Here is an 18,619-nt window from a genome sequence, read left to right as displayed (position 1 = left end):
CCCCGCGCCGCTCACAGGCCGGGCGCGCCCCACACCGGGAACCAGCGCGCCAGGTCCTCCTCGATCCGCAGGTCGTCCGCCAGCAGCGCCCGCGCCTGTAGTTCCAGGCCGTTGTCCCGCTTCTCCCCCGCGCCCGCCACGGGCGCGAAGGGGTAGAAGGTGCCGCGCTTGTAGAGGTAGACCAGCGCCAGGGAGCGCCCGTCCGCGCCGCGGAAGCCCATCAGGGAGCAGAGCAGCTGCGGCCCGAAACCACCGTCCTGGAGCAGGGTGTTGACCGCGTGCAGGTCGTTGACCAGCGCGGCCGTGTCCTCGGGCGGCTGCCGTGCGAGCAGCCACGTATAGCCGTACGCGTCCTGGCTGAAGGCGACGGGCTCGCCGCCGCGCTCCGTGTCCGCGTCCAGCAGGGCCCGTACGTCCTGCTGGAGCTGTGCGAAGGCGCCGCCCTCCACGCTGGCGAAGCAGACCGAGCCCAGCCCGGTCGGGGTGAGGCCGGCGCCCGCCTGGAGGGTGATCGCGGCGGACGGCAGGGCGAAGAGCTGATCGAGGTCCGGGCGGACCGGCTTGCTGCGGCCGAGGATGACGTCCAGGAAGCCCACGGGCACGCGCTCCTTCCGGGCGGTGAGGGCGATCGGGAGACGATCGGGAGACCGGCGGAGAGCCGTCAGGGACGGCCCAGCTGGGCCGAGATCCGGCCGAGCTGCTCCAGCCGCTGTTCCAGCGGCGGGTGGGAGGACAGCAGGCGGCTGAAGCTCTCCTTGGAGAACGCGGGCGCGAAGTAGAAGGCGTTGAACGGCTCGGCCTGCCGGAGGTCGCGGGTGGGGATCCGGGCCATCTCACCGGTGACCTTGGTCAGGGCGGCCGCCAGTGCGGACGGCCGACCGGTGAGCAGGGCTCCCGCACGATCGGCGGACAGTTCCCGGTAGCGGGAGAGCAGGCGGGTGAGCAGGAAGCTGATGGCGTAGACGACGGCGCTGATCAGCGGGATCAGGACGACCAGGACGGCGGTGTTGCTGTCGCGCCCGCCCACGCGGCGGAGGCCGCCCCACAGGCCGACGCGCGTGATGATCCCGGCCAGCACGCCCAGGAAGGAGGCGATGGTCATGACGGCGACGTCGCGGTGGGCCACGTGCGAGAGCTCGTGGGCGAGCACGCCCTCCAGTTCCTCGGGCTCCAGCCTGCGCAGCAGTCCCGTGGTCGCGCACACCAGGGCGTTCTTCCGGTTGCGCCCGGTGGCGAAGGCGTTCGGCACGTCGCTGTCGGCGATCGCCACGCGCGGCTTGGGCATGTCAGCGAGCGCGCACAGGCGGTCGACGGCGCCGTGCAGCTCGGGCGCCTGCTCGGGGGTGACTTCCCGCGCCCCCATGCTGAAGGCGGCGATCCTGTCGCTGAACCAGAACTGCGCGATGAACATGCCTCCTGCGAAGAGCAGGATGAGGGGCCAGGCGCCGCGCAGCAGCGCCAGGAGCACCCCCACGAAGACCACGTAGAGCAGGCCGATGAAGAACATCGTGCTCACCATGCGGGTGGTCAGCCCGCGGTCCGGGGCGAATCGGGTGCTCTTCGAGGAGTGCATGGGAAACCTCCCGGGCGGCTCTCCTGGGAACGCGCCTTGGTGGATGCCTATGCCCCGATTCTCCCTCTTCACCGATCGCGCGGGGAATCGTCGGTCGCGAGGGAGTCCCCGCGGGCCGGGGATCCCCGCGCGATCACCGCACCGCTCAGGCGGAGAGCTGGGCGAGCCCGTCCGTGGCGATCTTCTCGAAGACCGGGACGTCCGCGGCGAAGACCGAGTCGGCGATGGGCCAGTGCACCACGATCTCGTCGATGCCGAGCTCCGCGTGCGAACCGGCGAAGTCGACGAAGGCGTCCACGGAGTCCAGCGGGCGGTCCGGGCTGAAGCCCGTCAGCATCGTCTTCCCCAGCTCCGAGACGTCCCTGCCCAGCTCCTCACAGGCCGCGCCCAGCCGCTGGATCTGGCCCGCCACGGCTGCCCGGGACTGCTCCGGGGTGCCGGTCTCGAACAGCTTCGGGTCGCCCGTGGTCACCCACGCCTGCCCGTACCGGGCGGCGATCTTCATGCCGCGCGGGCCCGTGGCCGCCACGGCGAAGGGCAGCCGGGGGCGCTGCACGCAGCCGGGGATGTTGCGCACCTCGAAAGCGGAGTAGTGCTCGCCCTCGTGCGTGACGACGTCCTCGGTGAGCAGGCGGTCCAGCAGCGGCACGAACTCGCCGAACCGGTCGGCGCGCTCCCGCGGCGTCCACGGCTCCTGGCCGTCCTTCAGCAGCGCGGTCGCGTCGAAACCGGAGCCGCCGGCCCCTATGCCGAGCGTGATGCGGCCGCCCGAGATGTCGTCCAGGGAGATGAGCTCCTTGGCCAGAGTGACGGGATGCCGGAAGTTGGGAGAGGTCACGAGCGTGCCCAGGCGCATCCGGGAGGTGGCCGCCGCGGCCGCCGTCAGCGTGGGGATCGCGCCGAACCACGGCCCGTCCCGGAAGGTCCGCCAGGACAGGTGGTCGTAGGTGTAGGCGGTGTGGAAGCCCAGTTCCTCCGCACGCTGCCAGGCGGCCCGGCCGCCCTCGGACCAGCGGCGGTCGGGAAGGATCACGGTGCTCAGTCGCATGACACCGAGCCTAGGCCGTGGGACCTGCGGGCCCTCCGTGACAACGGACACACACCCGGCTTGAACACATGTGTGGCGTCGTGCACACCTGTGCACCGCATATGCCCGTGGCCCACAATGGAATCCGTGACTTCAGCTATCGAGCAGCCCGAGACCTCCGCCGCGTGGCGGCCCGCCGCTGTGCCCCGCCTGATCGCCACCGACCTGGACGGCACCCTGCTGCGGGACGACAAGACGGTCTCCGAGCGCACGGTGGCGGCCCTCGCCGCCGCCGAGGCGGCGGGCATCGAGGTCTTCTTCGTCACCGGCCGCCCGGCGCGCTGGATGGGCGTGGTCAGCGACCACGTCCACGGTCACGGCCTGGCGATATGCGCCAACGGCGCCGCGGTCGTCGACCTGCGCGACGGCGCCCGCTTCGTCGACATCCGCCCCCTGGAGCGCACGGACGCCCTCGCTGTGGTGCACGCCGTACGCGACGCCGCTCCGGGCTCCTCGTTCGCAGTGGAGCGCACCGCGGGCTTCCACTACGAGCCCGCGTACCCGCCGTTCTTCCTCGACCCGGACGCCGTCATCGCGCCCGCGGAGAAGCTCCTGGCCGAGGACAGCGGCTACACCGAGCCGATCATCAAGCTGCTGGCCCACCACCCCGACCTCGCCCCGGACGAGTTCCTCAAGATCGCCCGCACCGCGGCGGGGGAGCACGGCTCGTTCACCCGGTCCAGCCCGACCGCCCTGCTGGAGATCAGCGGCCCGGGCGTCAGCAAGGCCAGCACCCTGGCGCGGTGCTGCGCGGAGCGCGGCATCTCCCCGGAGGAGGTCGTGGCGTTCGGGGACATGCCCAACGACCTGGAAATGCTCGACTGGGCAGGCACCGCGTTCGCCATGGCGAACGCACACCCCGACGTGCTGGCGCTCACCGCGCACCGCACCGCGGCCAACACCGAGGACGGCGTCGCCGCCGTCATCGAGCAGATCCTGGAGGCCCGCTCCGCAGGAGAGCTCGCCTAGCACGGGCACTCCGGGCCGGCCTCCGGCGACGGCCTACAGCCGCACCCCGCGCGCGTTCAGCCACGGCACCGGATCGACCGCCGACCCGAACTCGGGCGAGGTGCGGATCTCGAAGTGCAGATGCGGCCCCGTGGAGTTGCCGGTCGTCCCCGACAGCCCGATCCACTGGCCGGCGCGCACCTGCTGCCCGGGAGTCACGAACATCGCCGCCAGGTGCGCGTACTGCGAGTACCAGCCGTCGTCGTGCTGCACGACCAGGCTGATGCCGAACGCCCCTCCGCAGCCGGTCGCGACCACCGTCCCCGCGCCGATCGCCCGGACAGGGGTTCCGGACGGCACGGCGAAGTCCTGACCGCTGTGCGTGCTCGCCCAGTTGGCGCCCACGCCGCCGAAGCCCGCGGTCAGCTGGTACGAGGTCACCGGGCGCGTCCAGCGCCCGTTCGCCTGCGCCACGGCCTGGTCCTTGGCCGTCCCTCCGCCGGCGGCCGCGCGGTCGAGCCGGAGCGGAGAGCAGCGGCCGCTGTCGAGCGCCCCCTGCGCCATGGCGTCGAGGTCCTCCCGGGCCGCCGTGAGACGGGCCTCGGAGACCCGTACGCGCGCCTGCAACTCCTCCCTGTCCCTGTCGGCACCGGCCTGTTCGGCGGCCAGCGCCTGCTCCTCCGCGAACAGGCTCCGGCTCTTGCGGTCGTCCTCGTCGAGCATCCGCGCCAGCCGGGCGCGACGGCGCGCGTCGGGCAGTTGCAGAGCCATCAGGTCGAAGGGGTCGTCGGCCTCCGAATAGTCGTCAGGGACGGTGGTGAAGCCTCCCGTGCGGTACTGCGCCCGGGCGGCCGACCCCAGGTCCTCGCGCAGCGTGTCCGAGACGGCCCTGCGGCCCTGCAACCGGCGCCCTATCTCCTGGGCCCGCGCCTTGTGCGCCGTGGCAGCATGCTGCGCCTGCTCGTACTGGTGGCGCGTCTCCTCGACCTCATCGGTCAGCCGGAGCACCTCGGAGGTGATCCGGCTCGCGCGGTCCGGCGTGCGCACGGCTTCCGGCGGTGCGGAGCGGAGTGACGGAAATCCGAGGGCGCACACGCTGCACAGCACGCACAGGACGGAGAAGACCACGGCGCCGGCCTTCGGCAGCAGGCGTGGCCCGCGTATCGGTAGGCGCAGACGTCGCATGGACGCGATCTTGTCGCGTGTCCCGGGCGTGCGCGCTCGCTGAGGTCCGTTCGGTGGACCTGCTGCGGCCGGACGGGCGACCGGGGCCCCTGCACGGGCGCTACAGGGGCGCTTCCCACACCACCCGGGTGCCGCCCCCGTCCTCCCCGAGCCCCGGTCCGTACGAGCTGGAGCCGCCCAGCGACTCGGCGCGCTTGGCGAGGTTCCTCAGCCCGCTGCGCCGCCCGCCCTCCGGGATGCCGACTCCGTCGTCCGCAACGGTCAGCCGAACCGCCGGCCTGCCGTCCGGAAGGGAGACCGTGGCGTCGACGACCACCTCCATCCGGGACGCGCGGGCGTGCCGGAACGCGTTGGAGAGGGCCTCGCGCAGCGCCGCGATGAGGTTCTTGCCGGTGAGCTCCCCGACCTTCGCGTCGACAGGGCCGACGAAGCTCGCGGAGGGCTGGAAGCCCAGCGGCACCGCCGCCGTTCCCAGCTCGCGCAGGACGCGCGTACGGAGCCCCGCGGGCGCCTCGGTGGGCCCTTGCTGGAGGGCGAAGATGGCCGTACGGATCTCCTGGATGGTCACGTCCAGCTCGTCGACGGCCTGCCCGACCTTCACCTTCACATCGGGGACGACGGCGTTGCGCTGGGCGCTCTCCAGCATCAGCCCGGTGGCGAACAGCCGCTGGATGACCAGGTCGTGCAGGTCGCGGGCGATCCGGTCGCGGTCCTCGTAGACGGCCAGCCGCTCGCGGTCGCGCTGCGCCTCGGCCATGACGAGCGCGAGGGCGGCCTGGGCGGCGAACTGGGCGGCCAGCGTGCGCTCGGCGGGCGTGAACCTGCGGGCGCCGCGCGCCCGCGGCGTCGCGAGCGTCCCCAGCACCCGGTCGCCGCTCTTGAGCGGCAGCAGCATGCTCGGGCCGAAGCGGGGCGCCACCTCCGTGATCATGCGGGGGTCGGTGGCGGAGTCGTCGATGAAGACCGGTTCGCCGGCGAGCAGGTGCGAGACGACCGGGCTGTGGGGCGGTATCACCGTCCCCAGCAGGCCGGACGGGTCGTCGGCGGAGACGGCCACTATCTCCAGGCCGCCGTCGCCGTCCGGCAGCAGCACGATGCCCGCGGCCGAGTCCGCGAGGCGGCGCGCCTGCTCGGCGACGACCGACAGGGCGTCCTCGGCGTCACCGCGCGACAGCAGGGCCGTCGTGACGGCGACCGAACCGTCGATCCAGCGCCTGCGCTGGCGCTCCTCGTCGTGCACGCGCGCGTTGCCGATCGCGATGCCGGCCTCCGTCGCCAGGATCTTCACCATGTTCAGGTCGGCGAGGCTGAACTCGCGGCCGTCCCGCTTCTCGGTGAGGTAGAGGTTGCCGAAGATCTCGGCTCCGACGCGGATCGGGACGCCCAGGAAGGTGCGCATCGGCGGGTGACCCGGCGGGAAGCCGGCCGAGCGCGGGTCCGAGGAGAGGTCGGTGAGCATCACGGGCGCGGGCTGGTGGATGAGCGCCCCGAGCAGCCCGTGGTGACCGTCGGGAAGCGCGCCGATGCGCTCGTGCTGCTCCTTGGTCACGCCGTACGTGATGAAGTCGGCCAGGCCCTCGCCGCTGGAGTCGATGACGCCGATGGCGGCGTAGCGGGCGTCGGCGAGCTCGGCCGCGGTCCGTGTGATGCGGTCGAGGGTGGTGTGCAGCCCCAGACCCGTGCCGACCGAGCGCATGGCCTCCAGCAGCTGCGGGATGCGCGCGGTGAGCTCCGTGGACATGCCCTGGAGGCTGCGGGTGGCCTCCGTGGCGATGGCCAGGGGGTCCATCGGGCCCGGCCCGCTCTGAGGAGCGCCGGCCCGTCGGGGGCCGGCGGCGTCCCGCGGGCGGGGGTCGTCTGCCGTGGCTGCCATACCCAAGAGCCTAGTAAGCCCCATTTGTCAGGGAAAGCGATTCCGGGCGGGTGTCTGCACCGGCATCCGCACCGGCATCGGCCCCGGCCTCCGCCATGGCCTCGCGCTCCAGCATCCGGCGGAACGGCCCGTCCACGCCCGCCAGCGCCTCGTACGGGCCCCGCTGGACCGTCCGCCCCCCGTCCAGCACGATCACCTCGTCGACCGCCTCCAGGCCCGTCAGCCGGTGCGTGATGAGTACGGTCGTGCGGCCTTCCGTGGCCGCCAGCAGATCGGCGGTCAGCGCGTCCGCGGTCGGCAGGTCGAGGTGCTCGGCCGGCTCGTCGAGCACCAGCACGGGGAAGTCCGCGAGCAGCGCGCGGGCGAGCGCGAGCCGCTGCCTCTGCCCGCCGGACAGACGTGCCCCGTGCTCCCCGACCAGCGTGTCCAGCCCCTGCGGGAGGCCGCCGACCCAGTCCAGGAGACGCGCCGACCGCAGGGCTTCGCACAGATCGGCCTCACTCGCGTCCGGCCGGGCAAGGCGCAGGTTTTCGCGCAGAGAGCTGTCGAAGATGTGCGCGTCCTGCGCGCACAGCCCCACCAGCCGGCGCACCGCGTCACCCGCCATGGGAGCCGTGTCCCCGCCCGCCAGAGTGTACGCGCCGGATTCCGCGTCCAGGAAGCGCAGCAGCACCTGCGCGAGCGTCGTCTTGCCGGCTCCGGACCGGCCCACCACAGCCACCCTGCGGCCCGCTCCGAGCTCCAGGGAGAAGTCCGCCAGAGCGGGGGCCGGCTGCCCCGGGTAGCGCACCGTCAGGCCGGTCAGCCGCAGCGGGAAGGGCGTTCCGGGCGCGTCGGCCGTCCCTTCCCGTACGGGCGCAGGCGCGTCCAGCACCTCGTACACACGCTCCGCGGAGCGTCGCACGCGCTGCCGGTACTGCACGGCGAGCGGCAGGCCGGCCACCGCCTCGAACGCGGCCAGCGGGGTCAGCACCACCACGGCCAGCCACAGGCCGCCCAGGCGGCCTGTGTGTACGGCCGTCACTCCCGTCCAGGCAGCAGCAGCCACCGTCAGGCCGCACGCGAGGGCGGAGAGGCCCGAACCGAGCGCCGTGGCCGCCGCGGCGCGCCGGGCGAGACGGGTGAGCCGGCCGTCGGCCGCCCGCAGTCCGGCCAGCCGCTCCGGCAGGGCACCGGCGACGGTCAACTCGTCCGTACCGGCGAGGACATCGACCACCCGGACGGACAGCTCGCCCCGTGCGGGCGCGGACTGCCGCTCCGCGCGCCGGGCGACCGCCCCGGACAGCAGCGGCACGGCAACGCCCGCGACCAGCAGCCCGAGGGCGAGCACGAGCCCGGCCTCCGGGAGCAGCCAGGCGGTGAAGCCGACTGCCGCGCCGCCCACGAGGACGGCTGAGCCGAGCGGCAGCAGCCAGCGCAGGAAGTAGTCCTGGAGGGCGTCCACGTCCGCCACGAGGCGGGACAGCAGGTCGCCGCGGTGGGTGTCGCGCAGCCCGGCGGGCGCCAGGCGCTCCAGCCGCCGGTACACCCCGACGCGCAGCCCGGCCAGGGCCCGCAGGACGGCGTCGTGGGAGACCAGGCGCTCGGCGTAGCGGAAGACGGCGCGCCCGATGCCGAACGCGCGGGTCGCGGTGACGGCGACCATCAGGTAGAGCACGGGCGGCTGCTGCGAGGCGCGCGAGATGAGCCAGCCGGACACGGCCATCAGCCCCACGGCGCTGCCGAGGGCGAGGGCGCCCAGCAGCAGGGCGAGGGCGAACCGCGCCCGCAGGGGGCGCGCCGCGGCGCGCACGCGCCTGAGGACGCGGGGAGTCCGCGGGGCGTGTGCGGTGCGCGTGGCGTCCGAGGCGTACGGAGTGCGTGCGTCGCGCGGGGCTCCTGCCGGATCGGCAGCGGATCCGCCGGGCGGCAGGCCCTCGGGCGCCGGGCTCCGCAGGTCCGGATCCAGCGGCTCCGGGACCTGGACTTCCAGGTCAAGCGGCGCCGGGGCCTGGACTTCCAGATCACCCGACCGCTGGCCGGGCAGCGGCCCGCGGCCCGCCTCTTCGGGCCCTCGGCCCGCCACGTCCGGTCCGAGACCCGCCCCGCCCGACCCGGCGGCCGGGCCGCCCAGCCGTACCGTCCGGTCGGCCACGGCGAGCAGCGCCGGCCGGTGCACGACCATGATCACGGTGCGTCCGGCGGCCAGCCGCCCGATCGCCTCGACGATCGAGGCCTCGGTCTCCCCGTCCAGGTTCGCCGTCGGCTCGTCCAGCAGCAGGACCGGCCGGTCGGCGAGGAACGCCCGTGCCAGCGCGAGGCGTTGGCGCTGCCCGGCGGAGAGCCCGGCTCCGTTCTCGCCGAGGCGAGTGTCAGTGCCGTGGTGCAGCATGGACACGAAGTCGAGCGCACCGGCCGCACGCAGTGCTTCCCGCACCTGTGCGTCCGTGGCGCCGGGCCGTGCCAGCCGTACGTTCTCGGCGACCGTCCCGGCGAAGAGACGGGGTCGTTGCGGGACCCAGGCCACTTGGTCCCGCCAGCTTTCGGGGGAGAGCGATGCCAGATCCGTACCGCCCACGAGCACCCGGCCGGCGTCCGGGCGGGCGAAGCCGAGCAGCACGTTCAGCAGGGTGGTCTTCCCGGAGCCGCTGGGGCCCACGAGCGCGACCGTCTCCCCGGCCCGAACCTCGAACGACGTCTCGGGCAGGGAGGGTTCGGCCCGCCCCGCGTGGCGCACCACCAGCCGGTCGACGGTCAGGTCCGCCCGCCGGGCGTCGGGGGCCGGGGCCGTGCCCGCCGGGGCCGGCTCGGTCTCCAGGACGGCGAAGACCTCGTCGGCGGCCGCCAGGCCTTCGGCCGCCGCGTGGTACTGCGCGCCCACCTGCCGCAGCGGCAGGTAGGCCTCGGGCGCGAGCACCAGCACCATCAGCCCGGTGTACAAGTCGAGTTCACCGTGCACGAGCCGCATGCCGATGCCGACGGCGACGAGCGCCACCGACACCGTCGCGAGGAGTTCGAGGGCGAAGGAGGAGAGGAAGGCGATGCGCAGGGTCCGCAGGGTGGCCCGCCGGTAGTCGGCGGTGATCGCGCGGATCGACTCGGCCTGCGCCTTGGCCCGGCCGAAGACCTTGAGGGTGGGCAGTCCGGAGACGACGTCGAGGAAGTGCCCGGACAGCCGTGACAGCAGCCGCCATTGGCGGTCCATCCGCGACTGGGTGGCCCAGCCGATGAGGATCATGAAGAGGGGGATGAGCGGCAGCGTGAGGACGATGATCAGCGCGGAGACCCAGTCCGCGGAGACGATACGGGCGAGGACGGCGACGGGGACGACGACCGCGAGGCCCAGCTGGGGCAGGTAGCGGGCGAAGTAGTCGTCGAGCGCGTCGACGCCGCGGGTGGCGAGCGTGGTGAGCTCACCGGTCCGGCGCGCGTCCAGCCAGCCGGGGCCGAGCCGGGTCGCGCGGGTCAGCAGGCGGTCGCGCAGCTCGGACTTGACCGCCGCGCTCGCGCGGTGCGCGGCGAGCTCGGTGAGCCAGGACACGGCGGCGCGTCCGGCGGCCACGGCGGCCAGCAACGCCAGCGCCGTGCCCAGGTCGCCCGCGCTCCGTCCGTGCTGGAAAGCGCCGGTGACGATCTCCGCGACGAGCATCGCCTGGGCGATGACGAGGCCGGCGCCCGCCAGCCCCAGCGCGACGGAGGCGGCCAGGAAGAAGCGCGTCGCCGTGGCGTACCTGAGCAGTCGGGGGTCGACGGGCTTCATGGCGACCTGTCCTCCGTCCGTCGTCGCTGGTGGTCCGTGCGCCCTAGTGGGCGGCGGGTGCCGGGATGTGCTGCGTGCCGATGCGCTTGCGGAAGACCCAGTACGTCCAGGCCTGGTAGCCGATGATCAGGGGCGTCATGGGCACCGCCACCCAGGTCATGATCTTGAGCGTGTACGGGCTGGAGGCGGCGCCGGCGGCGGTCAGGCTCCAGGCCGGGTTCGACGAGGAGGGCATGACGTCCGGGAAGAGCGCGAGGAAGACCAGCGCGAAGGCCGCGGCGACCGCCACGCCGGAGCACGCGAAGGCCCAGCCCTCGCGCCCGTAGTGGTTCATGACCAGCGCGGCGGCCAGCGCCGCCACGGAGACGATCAGGGCGGGCAGGCTGCGTCCGTTGCCGGAGGCGACCTGCGTCCAGCCGAGGAAGGCCACGGCGAGCACGCCCGAGGTCATCCCCAGCACAGTGGCGCGGGAGCGCGCCCGGTCGCGGATGTCGCCCACCGTCTTCAGCGCCGCGAAGACCGCGCCGTGGAAGGTGAACAGCACGAGCGTCAGGAGGCCGCCCAGGAGCGCGTACGGGCCGAAGAGGTCGGCGAGGGTGCCGGTGAAGTTCTTGTCCGGGCCGATCGGCACGCCGCGCACGATGTCCGCGAAGACGACGCCCCACAGGAAGGCGGGCAGCAGCGAGCACCAGAAGATCGCGTGTTCCCAGTTGCGCTGCCAGCGCTCACCGCTGCGCTTGTGGCGGTACTCGAAGGCGACGCCGCGCACGATCAGGCAGACCAGGATGGCCAGGAAGGGCAGGTAGAAGCCGCTGAACAGGGTCGCGTACCAGTCGGGGAACGCCGCGAAGGTCGCGCCGGCCGCCGTGATGAGCCAGACCTCGTTGCCGTCCCAGACGGGGCCGATCGTGTTGATCAGCACCCGGCGCTCGGTGCGGTCCCGGGCCAGCAGCTTGGTCAGGACGCCTATGCCGAAGTCGAACCCTTCGAGGAAGAAGTAGCCGGTCCACAGGACGGCGATCAGCAGGAACCAGAAGTCGTGGAGGTGCATGGTCGGTTCTCCGTTCCGTTCCGCCGCGTCGTCCGACGAGGGCGTCGGACGAAATCGTCGGTCGGCGCGTCAGTAATCCGGGGCGGCGCTCAGTAGGCCGGTCGGCGCTTCAGTAGGCGAAGGTCATCGGCTTGTCGGCGTCCTCGGGGCGCTCGGCCGCGCCGCCGGAGGGCAGCCGCAGCCGGGGGTCCTTCGCGGGCGGCTTCTCGTCGGTGTCCGGGCCGGCCTTGCCGTACTTCACGAGCAGCTTGACCTCGACCACGGCCAGCACCCCGTACAGCAGGGTGAAGACGCCCATGGAGGTGAGCACCTCGCCCTGGCTGACGCCGGGCGACACCGCGTCGGCGGTCTTCATCAGGCCGTAGACGCCCCAGGGCTGGCGGCCCATCTCGGTGAAGATCCAGCCGAAGGAGTTGGCGATCAGCGGGAAGCCCATGGTCAGGATGCCGATCCGCCACGACCAGGTGGTGAAGAACGGGCTCATCTCGCGGGACTTCGTCAGCATCAGCCGCGGGACCTCGTTCTCGCCCGTGCGGTACTCGGGCGCGAGCCAGAACTTCTTGCGGGTCGTCCACAGGCCGATCAGCGCGGCGACGAAGGAGGTCATCCCGAAGCCGATCATGAGCCGGAAGCCCCAGAAGGTCATGAAGATGCTGGGGATGTAGTCCTCCGGCTTGCCGCCGAACCGGGCGGCCTCGCGGGCGGCGATGTCGTTGATGCCGGGGACGGCCTCGGTGAAGTTGTTGTGGGCGAGGAAGGAGAGCAGGCCCGGGATCTCTATCTCGACGCTGTTGTGGCCCTTGGAGACGTCGCCGACCGCGAAGACCGAGAACGGCGCCGGCGCCTTGGTCTCCCACAGCGCCTCGGCCGCGGCCATCTTCATCGGCTGCTGCTCGAACATCACCTTGCCGAGTTCGTCGCCGCTGACCGCGGTGCCCAGACCGGCGATCACCGCGACGACGAGGCCGGTGCGCAGCGAGGTCCGCATCGCGCCGACCTGGCTGCGCTGCTTCTCGCCGAGCTCCTCGCCGCGCAGTTGCTTGCGCTTGGCGCGCCACAGGTGGAAGGAGGCAATGCCGACGATGAAGGCGCCGCCGGTGAGGAAGGCGGCGGTCAGGGTGTGGAAGGCGACGACGAGCGTGGTGTTCTGGGTGAGCACGGCCCAGATGTCGGTGAGCTGCGCCTTGCCGGTCGCCTTGTCGACGGCGTAGCCGATGGGGTGCTGCATCCAGGAGTTCGCGGCCAGGATGAAGTACGAGGACAGCAGCGTGCCGACGGCGACGATCCAGATGCACGCGCAGTGGATCTTCTTCGGCAGCTTGTCCCAGCCGAAGATCCACAGGCCGATGAAGGTCGACTCGAAGAAGAAGGCGAGCAGGGCCTCCATCGCGAGCGGGGCGCCGAAGACGTCACCGACGAAGCGTGAGTAGTCCGACCAGTTCATGCCGAACTGGAACTCCTGCACGATGCCGGTGACCACGCCCATCGCGATGTTGATCAGGAAGAGCTTTCCCCAGAACTTCGTCGCGTGGAAGTACTTGTCCTTGCCCGTGCGGACCCAGGCGGTCTCCAGTCCGGCAGTGATCGCGGCAAGGCTGATCGTGAGCGGGACGAAGAGGAAGTGGTAGACGGTCGTGATGCCGAACTGCCAGCGGGCCAGCGTCTCAGGAGCCAAAGCCAGATTCACTCGGTCTCTCCTTGCCTGTCGCATCGCCGGCAACACGGGTCCCCGGCGTTATGCACCTGTATGCCCCAGGTGAAGCAGGACAATAGGGCGCGCTTGTGAACGCGTTCACATTCACAAGCATTATGGCGCACCAGCTTTTCGGACAACTCAGGGGGGTACCCCCTTCGGCCCTAGTGCGGCCCCGGCCCCTCGGGCCCGTGCCCTGACGCACGAACGCCGCGCACCCCGGGCGGGGTGCGCGGCGTTTCAGTCGGCCGGCCGGCCGGTCAGAGCTCCTTGCGGAACTCCTCCGCCACCCGCAGGAAGATGTCGTTCGCCTCGGTCTCGCCGATCGTCACCCGCACGCCCTCGCCCGCGAACGGCCGCACGATCACCCCGGCCCGCTCGCACGCCCCCGCGAAGTCGAGCGTCCGGTCGCCCAGCCGCAGCCACACGAAGTTCGCCTGGGTCGCCGCCGGCGTCCAGCCCTGGCCCGCCAGCTCCGCCACGATCCGCGCCCGCTCCTCCACCAGCGCGTCGACCCGCTCGCGCAGGGCGTCCTCGCTGCGCAGCGACGCGATCGCCGCCTCCTGCGCGATGTGGCTCACACCGAACGGCACGGCCGTCTTGCGCAGCGCCGCGGCCACCGGCTCGTGCGCCACGGCGAAGCCCACCCGGAGCCCCGCCAGGCCGTACGCCTTGGAGAACGTGCGCAGCACGCAGACGTTGGGCCGGTCGCGGTAGAGCTCGAGCCCGTTGGGGAACTCGGCGTCGCGGACGAACTCGATGTACGCCTCGTCGAGCACCACCAGGATGTCGGAGGGCACGCGGTCCAGGAAGGACTCCAGCTCCGCCCGGTGCACCACGGTGCCCGTGGGGTTGTTGGGGTTGCAGACGAAGATCAGCCGGGTCCGGTCGGTGATCGCCGCCAGCATCGCCTCCAGGTCGTGGACCTCGTCGCCGGTCAGCGGGATCTGCACCGGGGTGGCGCCGGAGACCTGGGTGATGATCGGGTACGCCTCGAAGGACCGCCAGGCGTAGATCACCTCGTCGCCGGGGCCGGCCGTGGCCTGCACCAGCTGCTGGGCCACGCCCACCGAGCCGGTGCCGGTGGCCAGGTGCGCCAGGGGCACGGAGAAGCGCTCGGCCAGCTCGGCCATCAGCCCGGCGCACGCCATGTCGGGGTAGCGGTTGAGCACGCCCGCCGCGGTGACGGCCCGCTCCAGCACGCCCGGCAGCGGCGGATACGGGTTCTCGTTGGAGGACAGCTTGTACGCGACCGGGCCGTCGGCGGCGGCGGGCTTGCCCGGCTTGTAGGTGGGCACGTCGTCCAGCGCGGCGCGCAGCTTCGGGGTGTTCTCGGTCACCGCAGGTCCTCCACGAATAGCGGACATGAATACTGCACACCTTAAGAGGATTCACCGGGCCCGCGTCCAGAGCCGGGAGTGAGCCCGGCCACCCGGTGGGGGCGCTTGCATAAATGCCGCGCGCTGGTGGCGGGCGCCGTGGCGCGCATCCCCCGTGAAGGTGAGTTGAGACCTCTTCGAGACCTGGACCATTCACCAGGTGCGGATATGCCACAGGCCAACGGCCTACCGTCAGCACCCACAACTGACTGCGTTTCCATGGTCATTGAAGGAAATTCCACTTGCAGAAACGTCTCTGTCAACAGTCAAATGTGCCGCCCTGCCAACGGACCACCCGAGCCCTACTATCGGCTCGCCATGACAGCAGCAGGGAAGCATCAGGTGAGCCGGGCGGAACCATCCCGCAGGGGCAGCCGGCATGGACGCGCGGGCATCCGCGACGTGGCCGCCGCCGCCGGGGTTTCGATCACGACCGTCTCCGACGCGCTCAACGGCAAGGGCCGGCTACCGGACGCGACCCGCCGCCATGTCCGCGAGGTCGCCGACCGGCTGGGCTATCGCCCGTCCGCCGCGGCCCGCACCCTCCGTACGGGCAAGTCGGGGCTCATCGGCCTGACCGTGACCACGTACGGGGATGAACCTTTCACCTTCACCGAGTTCGCCTACTTCGCCGAAATGGCGCGGGCCGCCACCTCCGCCGCACTGGCCCGCGGCTACGCCCTGGTCATCCTCCCCGCCACCTCCCGCCACGACGTGTGGTCCAACGTGGCGCTCGACGGCACCGTCGTCATCGACCCCTCCGACCACGACCCCGTGGTCTCCGACCTCGTCCGCCAGGGCATCCCCGTCGTCTCCGACGGCCGCCCCGCCGGCACGCTGCCCGTCACCGCCTGGGTGGACAACGACCACGAGGCCGCCGTCCTCGGCATCCTCGACCACCTCGCCGCCGCCGGCGCCCGCCGGATCGGCCTGCTGACCGGGACCAGCACCGACACGTACACCCGCCTGTCCACCCACGCCTACCTGCACTGGTGCGAGCGGGTCGGCCAGGACCCGGTCTACGAGAAGTACCCCGCCCACGACCCCTGCGCCGGCGCCGTGGCCGCCGACCGGCTGCTCGCCCGCCCCGACCGTCCCGACGCCGTCTACGGCCTCTTCGACCCCAACGGCACCGACCTGCTGGCCGCCGCCCGGCGCTACGGGCTGCGCGTCCCGGACGACCTGCTGCTCGTGTGCTGCAGCGAGTCCACGGTCTACGCCACGACCGAGCCGCCCATCACCACGCTCTCCCTCAAGCCGCGGCGCATCGGCACCGCGGTCGTCCAGCTGCTCATCGACGCCATCGAGGGGCTGGACAGCGGCCGGCCGGTCGAGCAGGTGATACCGACCGAACTGATCGTCCGGACCTCCTCGCAGCGCCGCCCGCCGCGCACCACGGTCAGCCCGCCGCGCGGCCCGGCCGTCTGAGCCTCACCGTCCGACCCCGTCGGCGACCTCACCGTCCGAGCCCGCCGCCGCGGCCCCGCCGTCCGGTCCCGGCACGCCCGGGACCGGAGATTCCGGTGCCGCGGCGGCGGGGCGCGACACGGCGGGGCCGCCGGCGGACGAGCGTGCCCGCTCCCGGGCGGTCAACGCGCCGTTCGCCGCCTCCACCGCCTTCACCCGGCAGCCGGGAGGGCGCTCGGGGGGCGCACAGCCCCCGGGCGAATAGCTCAATTGGGGAGAAAAACCTGCCGTGCGCACTCTCCTGCCCCGATTCGCGGCCCCTGGTGCGTCACAAGCCGCGACGGTCATTCCTATGATGGGCGCACGACACCACGGACCGCCGTCGACCAGGCAAGGTCCACAAGGTGCACGGCGGCGCGATGGTGGAGGGGTCGATGACTCAGGGGGCCGGTCAAGGACCCGCGGCACGGCACACGGCGGGCATCCCGCCCTTCCCCGGCTACGCCGCGCCTCCCGCGGCCCCTGGCCCCGTGGCGCCGTACGCCCAGTCCGCGCCCCCCGTGCAGCCGCCCATGGACGCTCCCGACGGCTACACCCCCACCGCGCGCGACCTGCCGGTGATCGGCCGTGGCGCCCGCCAGGCGGTCCCCCAGGACGTCCCGACGGTCGAGCTGACCCCGCTCACCGAGCCGCACGCGCCGGCCCCGCAGCACCCCGCCCTGGGCCCGCTCTACGTCGTGGGCGACGTCCACGGCTATCTGGACGAGCTCTACGAGGCCCTCCAGGCCGAGGGGCTGATCGACAAGACCGGGCACTGGGCGGCCGGCAACGCCCGCCTGTGGTTCCTCGGTGACTTCACCGACCGCGGCCCGGACGGCGTCGGCGTGATCGACCTCGTCATGCGGCTGTCGGCCGAGGCCGCGGCCGCCGGCGGCTACTGCAAGGCCCTCATGGGCAACCACGAGCTGCTGATCATCGGCGCGAAGCGGTTCGCCGACACGCCGGTCAACTCCGGCGCCGGCACGGCCTCCTTCCAGGCGGCCTGGCTGCTCAACGGCGGCCAGCGCTCCGACATGGAGCGCCTGGAGGACCACCACTTGCAGTGGATGTCCCGGCTCGACGCCATGGCGGAGGAGGACGGGCACCTGCTGGTGCACTCCGACACCACCGCCTACCTGGACTTCGGCGACTCCATCGAGGACGTCAACGACGCGATCACCGAGGCCCTGCAACGCAACGACCCGGACGAGGTCTGGGACCTCTTCCGGAAGTTCACCAAGCGCTTCGCCTTCCGCGACGAGGACGCCGGCCCCCTGGCCGTGCGGGAGCTGCTGGGCACCTACGGCGGTGGCCGGATCGTGCACGGTCACAGCCCCATCCCGTACCTCCTGGGTGAGGTCGGCACGGAGGAAGCGGACGCCGAGGACGACGGAGCGCCGCTGGTGGACGGCCCGCACCTGTACGCGGACGGGCTCGCGCTCGCCATGGACGGCGGGGTCACGATGGCCGGAAAACTGCTGGTCGTGCAACTTCCGCTGGCTGACTGAGGGTTCAGCGGGTAGACGGACGGGCAGGTAGGGAGTTCCACCGCCGCGGGGGTAATTCGCGAAACACGCTGTCACCCCGCGCCGGTACGGCTCTACCATCGGCTTATCCGTAGCAGGCTCTCCTCCGTTTCCGCCCACTGCCCGGTGTAAGCCGGCTACACGGCCCTACGGAGCATCGGGGGATGCACATGAACAGCGCTCCGCATCTGCTGGCCGAGGACCACCCGGAATTCGAGCGGGTTCTCGACCAGGCGCTGCGTACCGCGAACCATGACCCGGAACTTGCCGCAGCGATAGGACAGCGGCTCAATACAGAACAGCTGCGCGAGATGGCGCTCGGCTCCATGTCCGCCATCACGGCGTGCGCGGCGGTCGAATACCAGAACTACGTAAGGGCGCGCGATGAACTGCGCGCGCTCTCCGCCACGGCACGCCCTCAGACCGTAGGCGCCGGGGGCGCGCCGGACGAGGAAAGCGCTCCCTCCGGTGCGGCCGCCCCCGCCGCACCGGACGACGAGCCGGAGGAATCCTCGGGCGCGGGTGCCGGAGCGGTGCTCGCCGTGCTGGCGCCGGTTCTCGCCGGGATCGCCGCGCTGATCTTCCTGGCGATCGGCTACGTCCTGCGGTCCATCGGGTCGGAGACCACCATCGCGGATCCGATGATCAGCGTGGGCTGGTGGTTCGCCGGGCTCACGGCCGCCGGCGTGTTCATCGCCATGGTCGGCATCGTCCTCACGGCGGTGCGCAACGGCTCCTCCGAGGGGAGTGATGCGCGAGGGGTGCACGTCCAGGAGGACGCCGATCGCGCCAGAGAGGCCTGGCGGCAGGCCCTGATCCACCGCGGCCTGCTGCCCTTTGTGCGCGATGCCCTGGCCAATGCTCCCGTGATCCCGGGCTCGCGCCCGGGGCCGGGCGGCGGAAAGGATCCGTCCGCCTCCTTCGTCCCCGGGCGCCGGGAGGGCAATGGCCGTACGCCGCAGCTGGGGTACTCCCGGCCCGGCTTCACCAGCCCCGACGGCGATTCGTCCCCGGGCAGCCGTGCCGGCTTCACGAGCCCTGATTTCACCAGCCCCGACTACGGCGGCCCGGACCACCGCCCGGAGTGAGGGTCCGGGCGGTGGTCCGGGAGCTCCGGGG

The 18,619-nt window shown here is 72.5% G+C and carries 13 protein-coding genes; 4 read left to right on the top strand and 9 right to left on the bottom strand.

The features are described 5' to 3' along the window. Positions 1–11: 11 nt before the first annotated feature. The 3 genes from pspAB to D7231_RS11535 all read right to left on the bottom strand — a co-directional run bounded on the left by pspAB (position 12) and on the right by D7231_RS11535 (position 2,621). On the bottom strand, positions 12–596 hold the full coding sequence (gene pspAB / locus D7231_RS11545; RefSeq protein ID WP_120755081.1) for a PspA-associated protein PspAB: 585 nt from the start codon (positions 594–596) through the stop codon (positions 12–14). Between the two features lie 65 nt (positions 597–661). Continuing rightward, positions 662–1,573: a zinc metalloprotease HtpX gene (htpX, locus tag D7231_RS11540; RefSeq protein WP_120755079.1), complete on the bottom strand. Its 912-nt coding sequence runs from the start codon at positions 1,571–1,573 to the stop codon at positions 662–664. 145 nt (positions 1,574–1,718) lie between these two features. Beyond that, entirely contained in the window at positions 1,719–2,621 is a 903-nt protein-coding gene (locus tag D7231_RS11535; protein ID WP_120755077.1) for an LLM class flavin-dependent oxidoreductase, read from the bottom strand. A 117-nt stretch (positions 2,622–2,738) separates the two neighbouring features. On the opposite strand from D7231_RS11535, the gene D7231_RS11530 reads away from it, so the two are divergent. Beyond that, positions 2,739–3,629 (top strand): Cof-type HAD-IIB family hydrolase, encoded by an 891-nt coding sequence (locus tag D7231_RS11530; RefSeq protein WP_120755075.1) that lies wholly within the window; start codon positions 2,739–2,741, stop codon positions 3,627–3,629. Positions 3,630–3,662: 33 nt separating this feature from the next. Here the strand turns inward: D7231_RS11530 and D7231_RS11525 are convergent, their stop codons facing one another. The 6 genes from D7231_RS11525 to hisC form a co-directional block, all read right to left on the bottom strand. Continuing rightward, positions 3,663–4,793 (bottom strand): M23 family metallopeptidase, encoded by a 1,131-nt coding sequence (locus D7231_RS11525; RefSeq protein WP_147449704.1) that lies wholly within the window; start codon positions 4,791–4,793, stop codon positions 3,663–3,665. Positions 4,794–4,893: 100 nt separating this feature from the next. Then, positions 4,894–6,582 carry a GAF domain-containing sensor histidine kinase gene (locus D7231_RS11520; protein WP_120755071.1) on the bottom strand — a complete coding sequence of 563 codons (1,689 nt, stop codon included), beginning with the start codon at positions 6,580–6,582 and terminating at the stop codon, positions 4,894–4,896. A 94-nt stretch (positions 6,583–6,676) separates the two neighbouring features. Next, positions 6,677–10,405 carry a thiol reductant ABC exporter subunit CydD gene (gene cydD, locus D7231_RS11515; protein ID WP_120755069.1) on the bottom strand — a complete coding sequence of 1,243 codons (3,729 nt, stop codon included), beginning with the start codon at positions 10,403–10,405 and terminating at the stop codon, positions 6,677–6,679. Between the two features lie 43 nt (positions 10,406–10,448). Beyond that, positions 10,449–11,456 carry a cytochrome d ubiquinol oxidase subunit II gene (gene cydB / locus D7231_RS11510; protein ID WP_120755067.1) on the bottom strand — a complete coding sequence of 336 codons (1,008 nt, stop codon included), beginning with the start codon at positions 11,454–11,456 and terminating at the stop codon, positions 10,449–10,451. Between the two features lie 109 nt (positions 11,457–11,565). Beyond that, positions 11,566–13,143, bottom strand: a complete 1,578-nt coding sequence (locus tag D7231_RS11505; protein WP_120755065.1) for a cytochrome ubiquinol oxidase subunit I — start codon at positions 13,141–13,143, stop codon at positions 11,566–11,568. A gap of 266 nt (positions 13,144–13,409) precedes the next feature. After that, positions 13,410–14,489, bottom strand: a complete 1,080-nt coding sequence (gene hisC / locus D7231_RS11500) for a histidinol-phosphate transaminase (protein WP_120755063.1) — start codon at positions 14,487–14,489, stop codon at positions 13,410–13,412. A gap of 357 nt (positions 14,490–14,846) precedes the next feature. Between hisC and D7231_RS11495 the strand changes: the two genes are divergently transcribed. From D7231_RS11495 to D7231_RS11480, 3 genes are all read left to right on the top strand, one after another. Further along, entirely contained in the window at positions 14,847–15,956 is a 1,110-nt protein-coding gene (locus D7231_RS11495; RefSeq protein ID WP_120755061.1) for a LacI family DNA-binding transcriptional regulator, read from the top strand. A 398-nt stretch (positions 15,957–16,354) separates the two neighbouring features. Next, positions 16,355–17,482 carry a metallophosphoesterase gene (locus tag D7231_RS11485; RefSeq protein ID WP_120755582.1) on the top strand — a complete coding sequence of 376 codons (1,128 nt, stop codon included), beginning with the start codon at positions 16,355–16,357 and terminating at the stop codon, positions 17,480–17,482. A 182-nt stretch (positions 17,483–17,664) separates the two neighbouring features. Then, a complete protein-coding gene (locus D7231_RS11480; RefSeq protein WP_120755057.1) occupies positions 17,665–18,588 on the top strand; it encodes a hypothetical protein in 924 nt (307 codons plus the stop codon). Positions 18,589–18,619 lie beyond the last annotated feature (31 nt).

This window comes from Streptomyces klenkii (assembly GCF_003626645.1).
In the GTDB taxonomy this organism is placed as follows: Bacteria; Actinomycetota; Actinomycetes; order Streptomycetales; family Streptomycetaceae; genus Streptomyces; species Streptomyces klenkii.
The sequence above is the reverse complement of the archived record's forward strand: the minus strand, read 5'-3'. Positions and strand labels throughout refer to the sequence as shown.